This is a genomic window from Aurantiacibacter suaedae (assembly GCF_005434915.1).
Lineage (GTDB): Bacteria > Pseudomonadota > Alphaproteobacteria > Sphingomonadales > Sphingomonadaceae > Alteraurantiacibacter > Alteraurantiacibacter suaedae.
Map to the genome: position 1 here is coordinate 1 of NZ_SKCG01000001.1, position 13,642 is coordinate 13,642.

Below are 13,642 nucleotides of genomic sequence, written 5' to 3' on the forward strand. Positions count from 1 at the left end.
GGTCATGGCCGGGTCCGCCTTGATGTCGCGGCAGAACACCGGGGTGCGGTCACGGCGATAGCCGATGATGATGTCGCCGAGGCGCTTCTGCAGGTCTTCGAGGTCCGAAGCCAGGCACAGGATAGCCATGATTTCCGAAGCCACGGTGATGTCGAAGCCGGTTTCGCGCGGGAAGCCGTTCGACACGCCGCCGAGCGGGCCGACGATCTGGCGCAGCGCGCGGTCGTTCATGTCGAGCACGCGGCGCCAAGTGACGCGGCGCAGGTCGATGTCGTTCGGGTTGCCCCAGTAGATCGAGTTGTCGATCATGGCCGAGAGCAGGTTGTGCGCCGAGGTAATGGCGTGGAAGTCGCCGGTAAAGTGGAGGTTGATCTCGTCCATCGGCATGACCTGCGACTTACCGCCGCCAGCGCCGCCGCCCTTCACGCCGAAGCACGGGCCGAGCGAGGGCTCGCGCAGGCACAGCATGGTCTTCTTGCCGATGCGGTGAAGCGCGTCCGAAAGGCCGACCGAAGTGGTGGTCTTGCCTTCGCCCGCAGGCGTGGGGTTGATCGCGGTGACAAGGATCAGCTTGCCGTTGCTGGTGGTGGGCAGGGTGGCGGTGTCGACCTTGGCCTTGTACTTGCCATAGGGGATCAGCGCGTCGTCGGGCACGCCGGCGTTTTTCGCTACCTCGGTGATCGGAATGAGCGTCGCCTGGCGGGCGATTTCGATATCGGTGGGCATTAACCTGTCCTTTCCCGTGTTCGGCCGGCAGCGGATGCGCCGGATTTCGTAAGCGCGAAATTTTCGCGAATCTGAATTTGTATGTGACCCATACGATTTTTTCAGGCCGATGCTCAAGCGGAAACTCTGGGGCTAGGGGCGCTTTTCGCTTGAGCGGGGGATGGGCGCGTCGGGCCGCTTGTGCAAGGCTTTGTCGTTCGTTAAGTTCGTGTTTCGTTCCTGTTCTTGCGAGTTTGTCGATGCTTGTTGAAGCGATTGTTACCGCGCTGCTTGCGCTATTTCTGGGGGTTGCCGTCGGCTGGCTGTTGTGGGGGCGCGATCTGGCGCGGTTGCGGACCGAGCTGGACGCGGCGAAGGCGGCGAGTAAGGAGGTGGACGAGAAATTCCGCCGCGCTGTCATCGATCTGGAAGGTGCTGTAGTCCGGGCCGAGCGGGCCGATGCGCTGGCGGGCGAACTAGAGAAGGTCCGCGCCGAGCGAGATGGCGCCTTGAACAGGCTCGCGACGCTGGAGGCGAACGAGGCCAATGCCGAAAAGCAGATTACGCTGCTCAAGGAAGCGCGCGAGGAGCTGTTGCGCGAGTTCAAGGTGACGGGCAGCGAGGTGCTCGGCAAGGCGCAGGAGAAGTTCATCGCCGATGCCGCCGCGCGGCTGGGCGATGCCGAGGCCAAGAACAAGGAGGCCGTCGCCAACCTGCTCAAGCCGGTGAGCGAGCGGCTGGAGAAGTACGAGCGGACGGTGGGCACGCTGGAGCAGCAGCGCGTCAATGCCTTTGGCGAGTTGAAAGGCCTGCTTGATCGGATGCATCTCAGCCAAGAGGAGGTCCGGCGCGAGGCGCAGCGGCTGGGCAATTCGCTCACCAATGCGCCCAAGGCGCGCGGGCGCTGGGGCGAGCGGGCCTTGCAGAACCTGCTCGAACAGTGCGGGCTCGCACAGCACACCGATTTTCTGCTCGAACAGTCGATCGAGACCGACGATGGCCGGCTGCGGCCCGATGCCATAGTCAACGTGCCGGGGCAGAAGAAGCTGGTGATCGATTCCAAGGTCTCGCTCAACGCCTATCAGGCGGCGTTCGAGGCCGACGACGACGAGGAGCGCAAGCGCCAGTTGAAGCTCCACGCACAGTCGATGCGCAACCACGTGCAGACGTTGGGCGCCAAGAGTTATCAGAGCCAGTTCGAAGATGCGCCAGACTATGTGGTGATGTTCGTTCCGGGGGAGCACTTCGTCGCCGCCGCGCTGGAGGCCGATCCCGAGCTGTGGGACTTCGCCTTCGAGAAGAAGGTGCTGCTGGCGACGCCAACCAACCTTGTCGCCATTGCGCGCACCGTGGCGCAGGTCTGGCGGCAGGATGCGCTCGCCAATGAGGCGCGCGAGATTGGCCGGATCGGGACCGAGCTTTACGGGCGTTTGGAAACTGCCGCGCAGCATCTCAAGCGCATGGGCGGCGGGCTCGAATCGGCGGTGAAGAACTACAACAGCTTCGTTGGCAGTTTTGAGCGCAACGTGCTCACTTCGGCGCGGCGGATGCAGGAAAAGGGCATCGAGATCGGCAAGCGCGAGATCGAGGAAGTGCCGTTCGTCGAAGGCGTTCCGCGCTATGTCGCGGCAGACCTTGCGCCAGAAGACGAGGCAGCCCAGATTGGGGCCGACGAGCGAAGAGAGGAAGTCGAGCAATGAGGTCTGCACGTGCCCGCCGGGTTGGCTTGCTGCTGGTGGCAGGCGCGATGGCGCTGCAAGGGTGCAACCGAAACGACCCGCCGGCCAGCCAGGTCGAACAGGCCGTGGCCGATACGGTCGACCAGATCGAGGAAACGCCGCAGCCCGCCGGGCCCTATGCCCCGCGCGACGAGTGTGCCGAGGTGGCTGGTGCCTCGCCGTTCCTTGAAGATATCCGTAGCGCGGTCTCCGCGCGCAACACCGAGGCGTTCGTGGCGCTCGCGGCGGAAGATGTGAAGCTTGATTTCGGCGGTGGGGCGGGGCGCGATCAGTTGCGGTCCATGCTGGCTTCCGAAACTGCGCCGCTGTGGGCCAAGCTCGACGAGCTGATGACGCTGGGCTGCGCTTCCGATGGCGATGCGCTCATCACTGTGCCCTGGTATTTCGCCCAGGAGATCAACACCGATTCCTACTCGGGAATGATCGTAACCGGTACAGGCGTTCCCGTGCATGAAACAGCGGCGAAGCAGGCCCCTGTCATTGGTGCCGTTTCGTGGGACGTGGTGGAGCTGGTGGATGGTGGCTCGGGAAATTCGGGCTTTGCCCATATCCGTTGGCAGCGGCGGGAATCGCCAGCAGGCAAGCCGACCGTGATCGAGGGCTATATCGATGCCAAGCGCTTGCGCAGCTTGATCGACTATCGGCTGCTCGCGGCCAGCCGCAACGGCAAGTGGCGGATTACCAGTTTGATCGCGGGGGATTGATAACTTAAGTCGTCGCCCCGGGCCTGATCCGGGGCAGGGCTTGTAGCCGGCTTACCCCTCCAGCGACGCCAGCACCTCATATGCCAGCACCGCAGCTGCCACCGCCGCATTGAGACTATCAGCGCGGCCTTTCATCGGCATGGTCACGCGCAGGTCGCAGGCAAGTTCATAGTGCTCAGGCAGGCCACGCGATTCGTTGCCGACCATCACGAAGCACGGCGCGGCATAGGGTGCGCCGCGATAAGGCACCGCTTTCCGCAAGGAGGCTGCCACCAGCTGTCCCTCTCCGGCGCGAAGCCAGCTGACGAATTCGTCCCACCCGGCTTGCGCGAGGCCCTGGGTGAACACCGCCCCCATACTCGCGCGCACGGCCTCGACGCTGAACGGATCGGCGCAGTCGTCGATCAGGATCAGTCCGCCTGCTCCCACCGCATCGCCGGTGCGCAGCACCGTGCCCAAATTGCCCGGATCGCGCAGCGCCTGCGCCACCAGCCAGATATTGGCCGAGGAGCGATCGAGCGCGGCCAGCGAAGTATCGAACTCCGCGAACACGCCCGCCACGCCCTGGGGGTTATCCTTGCCGGTGATCTTCGAGAGAATGTCGGGGCTGGTTTCAATCACCTCGCCGCCGCTCGCCAGCACATCGGCTTCAAGCGCATCGAGCAGCGGGTGCGGATCGCGTGCATTGGCCATCACCAGCATCTGCGGCAGGCGGCCACAGGCGCGCGCGTCGGTGAGGAGGCGCAATCCTTCGGCAAGGAACAGGCCTTCGCGTTTACGGTGCTTCTTGTCGCGCAGGCTTTTCAGCAGCTTGACGGTGGGATTGGAAAAACCGGTGATTTCGCGGCGCATCAGTCCTCGCCGAAACCGGCTTCGACCATGGCCACCAGCTCCGCCAGGCGCGCTTCGTGATCGGCGCCCGCCACCCGAATCGTCACCGTGTCGCCCTTGGCCGCGCCGAGCATCATAAGGCTGAGGATGGAGCCGCCAGCGGCCTCATGCCCTTCCTTGTTGATCACGCTCACCCGCGTGCCTTCCATCCCTGATACGCAGGTGACGAACTTGGCGCTGGCGCGCGCGTGCAAGCCGCGTTTGTTGACGATCAGCACTTCGGCGCTGGCGGTATCGCTGGTCGTCTGGGTCATGCGTGCTGTCCGAGGAATTCGCTGGCGATGGTGATGTAGTTGCGGCCTGCCTCGCGCGCGGCTTCGGCGGCATCGTGCAGCGACAGTTCCTTGCGCGCACCGGCGAGGCGGATCAGCATCGGCAGGTTGATACCGGCGATCACTTCGGTGCGGCCGGGATCGAGCAGCGAGATCGCCAGGTTCGATGGCGTGCCGCCAAACAGATCGGTGAGGATGATCACGCCGGTGCCCGTGTCGACCTCGGCTATGGCATCGGCGATATCCTTGCGGCGCACTTCCATATCGTCGTGCGGGCCGATGCAAACGGGGACCACCGCTGCTTGATTACCGACCACATGCTCCATCGCGGCGACGAATTCACGGGCCAGCTGGCCGTGGGTTACGAGGATCAGCCCGATCATGCCGGTGTGCCGTCCATCGAGAGAAATTGCATAGAATTTGCCACTTGAGTCACGGGTGTTGCGTGCCTTCAACAAGCTCGGCCGCGCGCGAGCCCAGATTGCGGTGAATGACCGTGGGCGAAAAGCCCGCTTCGCGCAAGGCCTGCGCCAGCTTCTGCGCGCTGTATACACTGCGATGACGGCCGCCGGTGCAGCCGAAGGCGATGTTCACATAGGTCTTGCCCTGCGCCGCATAGCGCGGGAGCAGCTCGGTCACCAGATCGGCGATCTTGGCGAAGGCGCTGGGAAAGGTTGGGTCGCGCTCGATATGCTCGCCCACGGCGGCGTCGAGCCCGGTCAGCGGTTTCAGGCCCTCGATCCAGTGCGGGTTGTCGATAAAGCGCATATCGAACACCAGATCGGCAGACGGCGGCATCCCGCGCGAGAAGCCGAAGCTCGAAACCGTGACGGTGAGCTGCTGCGATGGCGAGGAGGCAAAGCGTTCGCGCACCGCCAGCTTGAGATCGTTGACCGAATAGCTGGTGGTGTCGATCAGCACCTCGGCCCACCGGCGCAGCGGTGCGAGGAGTTCCCGCTCGGCTGCGATACCTGACGAAACCGGCAGATCGGCGGCGAGGAAATGGCGGCGGCGGGTTTCGTTGAAGCGGCGCTCCAGCTCGTGGCCGGCGCAGTCGAGAAACACGGTCGTCAATTCGATCCGGTTATCGCCGACGAGCCCCTTGGCCTGTTCGATAATGTCGGCGGGAGAGAAGCCGCGCGTGCGGCAGTCGCAACCGATGGCCAGCGGGTAGTTCGCGCCGTCCGGGCCGATCAGCCGATCCAGCAGACGAACGGGGAAGTTGTCGATCGCTTCCCAGCCAAGATCTTCCAGCTCGCGCAGAACGGTCGACTTGCCCGCGCCGAGCATGCCGGTGACCAGCAGGATGCGCTGGGGATCGTCAGTTTGCGACGCGACCATCGGGCGCGCTCAATGCGCTTTTGTGGCGCAAAAGAAAAGACCCTACGCGCACGGCGTCATTTCCGTCCCATGCTGGCGCAGTGCCCAGCGTGTGCGCAGCGGCGCGGTGGCGGGATCGGGATAGAGAGCGATCCGGGGCACTGCGATGCCGCACCAGCTTGCCGAGCCCGGGCCATCGGGCAGGCGCGGGGCCTTTTCATCGAGCACAATGGCCAGCGCGACCGGGGCGCTGGTGGTGGGCAGGGTGACAAGGCCGACGCCGCGCACCTCGATCAGCCCGGCAATGTTCGGCGGCGCAGAAGCGACGAGCTGGCCATTCCTGACTTCGAGCGTCACCCCATCATCGCCGATCAGCCCCGCGCCCGATTCGATCAGCGCCAGCGCCAGGCTTGACTTGCCCGCGCCGGGAGGCCCTTCGATCAGCACCGCGCGGCCCTCGATTGCGACGCAACTCACATTGGCGATCACAATATTCAGGCCAGCGCTCATGTGGCGGGCAATTCGAACATCAGGCAGGCCCCGCCGAGCGGGCTTTCCTCGGCGACGCAGAGCGTGCCGTCGTGCGCTTCGATAATGGTTCGCGCGATGGCGAGGCCGAGCCCCGAGTGGTTGCCGAAGTTCTCGTGATCGGGCCGCTGCGAGTGGAACCGGCGGAACACCTTTTCTCGCTCGGTATCGGGGATGCCGGGGCCTTCGTCGCAGACCATTGCGGCGAGCCGGTTGCCGCGCCGCTGCACGGTCACCGCGATGGTGCCGCCGGGAGGGGAGAACGAGACGGCGTTGTCGATCAGGTTTTCGGCCACCCGTTCCAGCCGCAGCGGCACGCCCAGCACGCGGGCATCGTCGACCTGCTTATCCACCGTCACCACACAGTCGCGCACTTCGCCGCGCGTCTGTTTGGCGGCGACGACATTGGCGAACAGTTCGGCAAGGTCGACCAGTTCGAAGGTGGCGCGGCTCAGCTCGGCGTCGATTCGGCTGGCTTCCGAAATCTCGCTCACCAGCCGGTCGATCCGGCGCACGTCGTGCGCGGCCACTTCCTCCAGCTGTGCGCGCAGGTCCGCGTCGGTCACGCGGGGGAGCGATTCGATAGCGCTGCGCAAGGACGCCAGCGGGTTCTTGATTTCGTGCGCGACATCGGCGGCGAAGCTTTCGACCGCGTCGATCCGGTGGCGCAGCGCGCCGGTCATGTCCGACACGGCGCGGGCGAGCAGGCCGATCTCGTCGGTGCGTTCGTCCATGCGCGGCACTTCGATCTCGCGCTCGCGACCCGCGCGCACCTTCACCGCCGCGCGCACCAGACGGCGCAGCGGCTCGATGATGGTGGCGGCGAGATAGAGCGAAAGCACGATTGAGACGAGCAGCGCCGCAAAGATGATCAACAGCAGACTGGTGCGGGCGCTGCGCACGGCCTGCGTGATATCGACCGCGTTTCGCGTGGTAAGCAGGCTGGCCCCGTTCAGCCCCACCGGCGCTGCTGCGTTGATCATCGGGGTGCCATCGGGCGCGCGGCGCAGCTCGATCTGGGTGAAGCCCTGTTGCCGCACGCGCGCGAGTTCCGGCCACGAATCGGCGGCAGGATCTTCGGGCTCGGCATAGGGCGGGGCGGCATCGGCCCCGACAGCGAAGTTCACCGCCTGATCGGTCCACCGGGCAAGATCGTCGGTGATCGGCGCGGCGATCGGATCGGACAGGGTGAAGGCCAAGCCATCGAGCACGAAACTATCGGCGATCAGCGTGCCGGCGGCGTCGTACATGCGCAACCTCATGCGCTGTTCTTTGCCGATCTGCACCAGCAGCGCCTCCTGCCGCTCGGGCGTGGCCCCGGCCAGCGCCTCAGCCGTGATCTGCGCCTCGATACGGGCGAGCTTGTAGCGCTCGTCGAGCAACTGGCGGCGGTACGAATCGAGGAAGAAAAGGCTTAGCGCCAGCACCAGCAGCGGGATCAGGTTGACCGCCAGAATGCGCGTGGTGAGCGAAGCGCCAAGCGGGAAGGCCAGCCGTTCGAGCCGGCTGGCGCGCAGATCTTCCTCAGCCATCTGCGAAGCTGTAGCCCGCGCCATAAAGCGTTTCGATGGCGGAGAACTGCGGGTCTGCGGCGCGGAACTTGCGGCGCAGGCGCTTGATATGCGAATCGACGGTGCGGTCGTCGACGAAGATGTCGTCGGGGTAGGCTGCGTCCATCAGCTGGTTGCGGCTCTTGATCACGCCGGGGCGGCGGGCGAGTTCCTCTAGGATCAGGAATTCGGTGACGGTGAGGCTGACATCGCGCCCGTCCCAGGTGACCTGATGGCGCGCCGGGTCCATCGCCAGCCGCCCGCGCGTGATCACGCCGCCCTCGGCCTCGGTCGGCCGCTCGCGCGGTTCTTCCCCCGGCACCAGGGGCGCGGCACGGCGCAGAATTGCGCCGATCCGCGCGAGCAACAGGCGCTGGCTGAACGGCTTGGCGATATAGTCGTCGGCACCCATGGCAAGGCCGGCGGCTTCATCCTCCTCCTCATCCTTACTGGTGAGAAAAATTACCGGGAGTGGCGAGTGTTCGCGCAACTTTCCAAGCAGCTCCATACCGTCCATGCGCGGCATCTTGATGTCGAACACGGCCAGGTCAGGCGGGTTGGAAAGCAGCGCACCGAGCGCCGCCTCGCCATCGGAATAGACGCGCGTGGCATAGCCTTCGGCCTGAAGCGCGATGGAAAGCGTGGTGAGGATGTTGCGATCGTCGTCGACCAGCGCGATCACGCGCTGCGCCTCGCTCCCAGCCGGGGCCGCCTCTCTGTCGATCCTGTGCTGTTCGCTTGCCGCTTCGCTCATGCAATCACCTCGTTACCGGAGCGGACTAACGCGCCGACATCACTTTCTCAATCATGTAGCTGTTGCCAGCTTGCGTAATCGTGTAACATTTCCGGTCAGTTGCCGCACCCGTGGCATGCAGCAAATTGACCTTGCGGGGCGCGCATCCTATGCGCCCTCACAATCGCCCGGCGACCGCTCTAGAGCGCCATGACCAACCTGCGTGAGGAGACGCATGTGACACCCCTGAACGTTTCATTGTCCGAACAAGGCCTTTCAACCAAGGCAAAAATCCATCCCAACCTGGGCACAGCAGCGCTGGTGGAACATGCTCTGGAGCGTGGCGAAGGTAAGCTGGCGGCGCATGGCCCGCTGGTGGTCGAGACCGGGCGCTTCACCGGGCGCAGCGTGAAGGACAAGTTCGTGGTGCGCGATGCCGCCACCGAAGACTCGATCAACTGGGGCGCCATCAACCAGCCGATGAGCCCCGAACACTTCGCCAACCTCAAGGCCGACTTCCTTGCCGAGCTGGAAGGCAAGGACGAGCTTTACGTGGCCGACCTGTTCGGCGGTTCGCAGCCGGAATACCGCGTGAACGTGCGCGTGATCACGCAGATGGCCTGGCACTCGCTGTTCGTTCACACGCTGCTGGTACGCCCGACGCAGGACGAGCTGGCCACCTTCGCGCCCGAATATACCATCATCAACCTGCCCAGCTTCAAGGCCGATCCTGAACGCCACGGCTGCCGCAGCGACACCGTGATCGCGGTCAACTTCAGCGAGAAGCTGATTTTGATCGGCAACACCGAATATTCGGGCGAGATGAAGAAGGGCGTGTTCGGCCTGCTGAACTACCTGCTCCCCGAACAGGGCGTGATGCCGATGCACTGCTCGGCCAACATCGGCGCCGACGGCAAGACGGCGATCTTCTTCGGCCTCTCGGGCACCGGCAAGACGACGCTTTCGGCCGACGCCAGCCGCACGCTGATCGGCGATGACGAGCATGGCTGGTCGGATTCGGCGGTCTTCAATTTCGAAGGCGGCTGCTACGCCAAGGTGATCGACCTTTCGGCCGAGGGCGAGCCGGAGATTTACGCCACCACCCGCATGTTCGGCACGATCCTCGAGAACGTGGCCATGGACGAGGGTACGCGCGAGATCGACTTCACCGACACCAGCAAGACCGAGAACACCCGCGGTGCCTATCCGATCGAGTTCATTCCGAACACGTCGGAAAAGAACCTCGGCCCGGTGCCGTCGAACGTGGTAATGCTCACCGCCGATGCCTTCGGCGTGATGCCCCCGATTGCCAAGCTGACGCCCGAACAGGCGATGTATCACTTCCTCTCGGGTTACACCGCCAAGGTCGCCGGCACCGAGATCGGCGTGACCGAGCCCGAAGCCACCTTCTCGACCTGCTTCGGCGCTGCCTTCATGCCGCGCCACCCCTCGGTCTATGGCAACCTGCTGAAGAAGCGGATTGCCGAGGGTAATGCGCAGTGCTGGCTGTTCAACACCGGCTGGACCGGCGGCAAGTATGGCGTCGGCAACCGGATGCCGCTGAAGGCAACGCGCGGGCTGCTCAACGCTGCGCTCGACGGCAAGATGGACAATGTGGAGTATCGCACCGATCCGAACTTCGGCTTCGAAGTTCCGGTGTTCGTCCCCGCGCTGGAAGAACTGGGCATCGACCAGACGATCCTCGATCCGCGTTCGACCTGGGCCGACAAGGAAGCCTACGACGAAATGGCGCAGCATCTGGTCAAGCTGTTCGTCGGCAACTTCGAGCAGTTCGAAGCCTATGTCGATGACGCCGTGAAGCAGGCTGCCCCGCAGCTCGCCGCGCAGCCTGCCTGATCAACATCGGCACGCGAAGGTATCTTGGGTGTCTTCCAAATTGCATGGTCAATAAATAGGTCTCCTTCGACGACGTTTAGCGTCGAAGGAGACAGACCATGAGTATGCTTGACGCAATGCTCAAGGCCATCGCCGGTTCGCCCGACGATGTGGTGAACCTTGCAGCGTAGGTCGGGATCGATCCGGCGACGGCCGAAAAGGCGATTGCCGCCTTGGGGCAGGCGCACACGATGCAGGGCGACACGGTCGAATTGGCCTCGAGAAGGGCTGATCGCTCGCAAAGCCCTTCCCCTCGTGGGGAAGGGTTGGGATGTTGTCCCACGCCAGCCAGCGTCGAGCCCCCAACCCCTCCCTGAGGGGAAGAGCGTAAGGGCATTCTGGCCTAGCCGGTTGCGCCCGCGGTATAGCGGCTGATGTTTCCTGCCAGCACGTCGAGCGGCACGTTGCCGCCTTCGACCACCGCCATGTTGAAATCCTTAAGGTCGTAACGCGCGCCCAGCGCTTGTTTCGCGCGTTCGCGCTGGCGCAGGATTTCCAGCTTGCCGATCATGTAGCCGCAGGCCTGCCCCGGCCAGCTGCAATAGCGGTCGATCTCGCTGGCCATCTCGTCCGCCCCGTCGCCGGTCTGCTCGGTAATGAAGGCGAGCGCCTCGGCCCGGCTCCAGCGCTTGGAATGCATCCCTGTATCGACCACCAGACGACATGCGCGGAAGGCCGCATCCTGCAAATAGCCCAGCTTCCACGCCGGGTGATCGTCATAGGCGCCCAGCTCGTCAGCCAGCTGCTCGGCATAAAGCGCCCAGCCTTCGCTGAAGGAATTGAACGCGAGGATCGAACGGATCAGCGGCAGCTGGTTTGAATATTCGCCCTCCCACACGTGGCCCGGGATGGTCTCGTGGTGGACCAACGTGGGCAGGGTATATTTGCGGTGCAGATCGGTGGTCAGCAGGTTGATCCACATCTTGCCGGGAATGCTGCCATCCTTCGAACCCGCGCCGCCATAGGCGGTGGGCGCGCCGGGCTCTTCGGCCAGTGGCAGGCGGCGAACTTCGAGCGGTGCATCCACGGTGCGGTTGAACGCGCGCGGCATCTGCCCGCGAATCCAGTCGATCCGCTCGTGAATGAACTCCATGATCTGCGCGCGGCCTTCGTCGCCCTCGGCGAACTTGAAGCGCTCGTCTTCGGAAAGCTGCTTCATGCGCTGGCCGGCCGTGCCTTCGGTATAGCCGAGCGAGCGCAGGATCGGCTCCATCTTGGCGTGGATCGAGGCGAGCGTGTCGTGGCCCAGTTCGTGTGCCTCGTCGGGGGTGATATCGGTCGTGGTGCTCGCCTTGAGGGCCCAGCGATAATAGTCCGGCCCGCCGGGGCGCGCCCACATGCCCGCGTCAGACGTTGCCATAGCGCGCTCGGCCTTCAGCTCTTCGAGTTGCGCGGCAAGCGCGGGAGCGATGGCGCTTTGGGCCAACCGCACCGCATGGGGCACGGCGGCCTTCGCCTCTGGCATATCGGAGCGGCCGAGCGGCATCGCCCAAGCGCCGCCCTCGGCGGTATCGGCGATGGTCTGCTCCATCTGGGCGATAGCCTTGTCGAGCAGGAAATCGGGCGCGACGAGGCCCATTTCGCGGGCCGACCGCATCCGCTCCAGCTCGCCTGCGAGATAGGCGGGCACCTTTGCCAGCCGCTCCATGTAATAGCCTACATCGGCCCCGTCGCGCAGCGGCTGGTCCGAATCGAAGCTGCGCGGCAGGTCGAGATAGCCGCCCACGTTCTGGATCACGACATAGGGCGCATTGCGCCACGATCCGACCGCCACATCGCCATAGGGCTGGGCAAAGCCCTCCAGCGCGTTGGCATAGGCGCTTTTCACCACTTCGAGGCTGGTGCGGGTGGCCGGATCGAGCGTGCCTTCATCAACCCCGGAAACGCGCGCGAGATCTTCGCGCAACGTATCGGCTAGCGCGGCGCGGCCCTCGGGCGAGGCATCTTCAAGCTCGCCGCGCAAGGCGGCGTGGACGCCGGTATCGACCCCGAGCGAGGTTGCGCGGCCGGGCTGGTGCGAAAGCAGCCGCCAGGCGACATCGTCGAGCAGTGCCTGCGCGCCGGTATCGGCTGTTGGGGACGTGGCGGCGGTAACGCAGCCGGGCAGGGTGGCGGCGATGGCGAGGCCCGAGGCGCCCTTCAGAGCAGCGCGACGGGAGAGGGTGGGTGTGTGAAAGCTGTGCATGGCATCTGGTTACAGCCGCAACTGGCTAAGTCAAACGGCGACCCCGCTCTTGGCGGCGACCGAGGCCTTGGCTAGACGATGATCATGTCCGATTTCGTGCTATCGCTCGTTATGCTTGCCGCTGCCGTGTTGGTGGGCGGGGCCTATTCGCTGTTCCGCAAGGGCAACACGCAAAAGGCATTATTGATGGCGGTGCTGGCTTTCGTGATGATTGCCAATGTCGTGATCTGGGTGCTGCCCGCCAGCGACGGCGGCGACAGCCTCCAGGAAGCCGCCGCCGAAGACTGAAGCCTCGCTTACGGAATTTGCCAGGTCACCGCGCCTGTGAAGGTGCCGACCACTTGCGCGCCGCTGGTGTCCTTCGCCGCATCGAACCGCGCGCGGCGTTGCAGCAGGCGACAGGTCTCGGCATCGAGCCCGCTGTGGCCCGAGCTTTGCGTCACTTCGCAGGTTTCCACCCGACCGTTGCTTGCCACCACGAGGCGATAGCGCACAGTGCCTTCGTGTTCGCGCATGAGATCGCGGCGCGGATAGTCGTTGGTGGTGATCCAGCCGTTCGGCCCGTTGATCGGCGCCGGGCCGACAGCGGCAAAGCTGGGCGTGGGCGAAGGTAGGATCAGGCTGCCCTCTCCGACAGTCGAACCCGGCAGCTTGTGCGGAATCGTGGGCATGATCGGCCCATCGTCAAGCTTCTGCGCTACCGTGGGCGTATCGACCGGCAGGTCGATGATGCGGTCGGGCGCCTTGGGCGGGTTGTAGGTCGGAACAATCGGGTCTTGCTCGGCTTTCTGTTCTGGTGGCGGTGGTTCGGCAGTCGGCACCGGGGTGGGCACGTTCCATGCGGTGACGATCTTGTCGGGCGGGGCGATCACACCGGTGATCGTCAAGCCGGTATAGACGCCGATGGCCATCACCGCATGAATGGCGCCAACTCCGAGCAAAGCCCTTGCTCGCGCGCCCGGCGCAGATGTGCTGTCAACATAGGCCATATCAAACTCCTCCATTGTAATGTTATTATGTCACACATTACCACGGAACGACGGGGGCGAAAAGCCACCAAATTCAGGCATGGCTTTTCGCCCGGCAGGAACCGGTTATGGAGGGATTTACGGATGGAGA

General features: G+C 64.6%; 14 protein-coding genes. 4 read left to right on the forward strand and 10 right to left on the reverse strand.

Going from position 1 to position 13,642, the window contains the following annotated elements; translation table 11 throughout:
* Positions 1-726: formate--tetrahydrofolate ligase (locus E0473_RS00005; protein ID WP_137678841.1), on the reverse strand; the 726-nt coding region annotated here is incomplete at its 3' end.
* A gap of 239 nt (positions 727-965) precedes the next feature.
* Between E0473_RS00005 and E0473_RS00010 the strand changes: the two genes are divergently transcribed.
* On the forward strand, positions 966-2,405 hold the full coding sequence (locus tag E0473_RS00010; RefSeq protein ID WP_137679974.1) for a DNA recombination protein RmuC: 1,440 nt from the start codon (positions 966-968) through the stop codon (positions 2,403-2,405).
* Positions 2,402-3,148 (forward strand): hypothetical protein, encoded by a 747-nt coding sequence (locus E0473_RS00015; protein WP_137678842.1) that lies wholly within the window; start codon positions 2,402-2,404, stop codon positions 3,146-3,148. The genes E0473_RS00010 and E0473_RS00015 overlap by 4 nt, the downstream gene beginning before the upstream one ends.
* 51 nt (positions 3,149-3,199) lie before the next feature.
* Here the strand turns inward: E0473_RS00015 and E0473_RS00020 are convergent, their stop codons facing one another.
* From E0473_RS00020 to E0473_RS00050, 7 genes are read right to left on the reverse strand one after another with little or no spacing between them, the layout of a single operon-like run.
* On the reverse strand, positions 3,200-4,000 hold the full coding sequence (locus tag E0473_RS00020) for a TrmH family RNA methyltransferase (RefSeq protein WP_137678843.1): 801 nt from the start codon (positions 3,998-4,000) through the stop codon (positions 3,200-3,202).
* Positions 4,000-4,293 carry an HPr family phosphocarrier protein gene (locus tag E0473_RS00025; RefSeq protein WP_137678844.1) on the reverse strand — a complete coding sequence of 98 codons (294 nt, stop codon included), beginning with the start codon at positions 4,291-4,293 and terminating at the stop codon, positions 4,000-4,002. Before E0473_RS00025 ends, E0473_RS00020 begins: the two co-directional genes overlap by 1 nt.
* Positions 4,290-4,694, reverse strand: a complete 405-nt coding sequence (locus tag E0473_RS00030) for a PTS sugar transporter subunit IIA (RefSeq protein WP_137678845.1) — start codon at positions 4,692-4,694, stop codon at positions 4,290-4,292. Before E0473_RS00030 ends, E0473_RS00025 begins: the two co-directional genes overlap by 4 nt.
* A 49-nt stretch (positions 4,695-4,743) precedes the next feature.
* The gene (gene rapZ / locus E0473_RS00035) at positions 4,744-5,652 is read right to left on the reverse strand and encodes an RNase adapter RapZ (RefSeq protein WP_137678846.1); all 909 of its coding nucleotides are present in this window, start codon (positions 5,650-5,652) and stop codon (positions 4,744-4,746) included.
* Positions 5,653-5,694: 42 nt separating this feature from the next.
* Complete coding sequence (locus E0473_RS00040; protein WP_137678847.1) at positions 5,695-6,141, reverse strand: HPr kinase/phosphorylase; 447 nt, start codon at positions 6,139-6,141, stop codon at positions 5,695-5,697.
* Positions 6,138-7,691: a stimulus-sensing domain-containing protein gene (locus E0473_RS00045; protein ID WP_137678848.1), complete on the reverse strand. Its 1,554-nt coding sequence runs from the start codon at positions 7,689-7,691 to the stop codon at positions 6,138-6,140. Before E0473_RS00045 ends, E0473_RS00040 begins: the two co-directional genes overlap by 4 nt.
* Positions 7,684-8,463 (reverse strand): response regulator transcription factor, encoded by a 780-nt coding sequence (locus tag E0473_RS00050; RefSeq protein ID WP_137678849.1) that lies wholly within the window; start codon positions 8,461-8,463, stop codon positions 7,684-7,686. Before E0473_RS00050 ends, E0473_RS00045 begins: the two co-directional genes overlap by 8 nt.
* Before the next feature lie 189 nt (positions 8,464-8,652).
* Between E0473_RS00050 and E0473_RS00055 the strand changes: the two genes are divergently transcribed.
* Complete coding sequence (locus tag E0473_RS00055; RefSeq protein WP_137678850.1) at positions 8,653-10,299, forward strand: phosphoenolpyruvate carboxykinase; 1,647 nt, start codon at positions 8,653-8,655, stop codon at positions 10,297-10,299.
* A 382-nt stretch (positions 10,300-10,681) separates the two neighbouring features.
* Here E0473_RS00055 and E0473_RS00060 read toward each other — a convergent pair whose 3' ends face one another.
* The gene (locus tag E0473_RS00060) at positions 10,682-12,523 is read right to left on the reverse strand and encodes a DUF885 domain-containing protein (RefSeq protein WP_137678851.1); all 1,842 of its coding nucleotides are present in this window, start codon (positions 12,521-12,523) and stop codon (positions 10,682-10,684) included.
* A 78-nt stretch (positions 12,524-12,601) separates the two neighbouring features.
* On the opposite strand from E0473_RS00060, the gene E0473_RS00065 reads away from it, so the two are divergent.
* Positions 12,602-12,811 carry a hypothetical protein gene (locus E0473_RS00065; RefSeq protein WP_338325080.1) on the forward strand — a complete coding sequence of 70 codons (210 nt, stop codon included), beginning with the start codon at positions 12,602-12,604 and terminating at the stop codon, positions 12,809-12,811.
* 8 nt (positions 12,812-12,819) lie between these two features.
* Here the strand turns inward: E0473_RS00065 and E0473_RS00070 are convergent, their stop codons facing one another.
* Complete coding sequence (locus tag E0473_RS00070) at positions 12,820-13,512, reverse strand: energy transducer TonB (RefSeq protein ID WP_161981450.1); 693 nt, start codon at positions 13,510-13,512, stop codon at positions 12,820-12,822.
* Positions 13,513-13,642 lie beyond the last annotated feature (130 nt).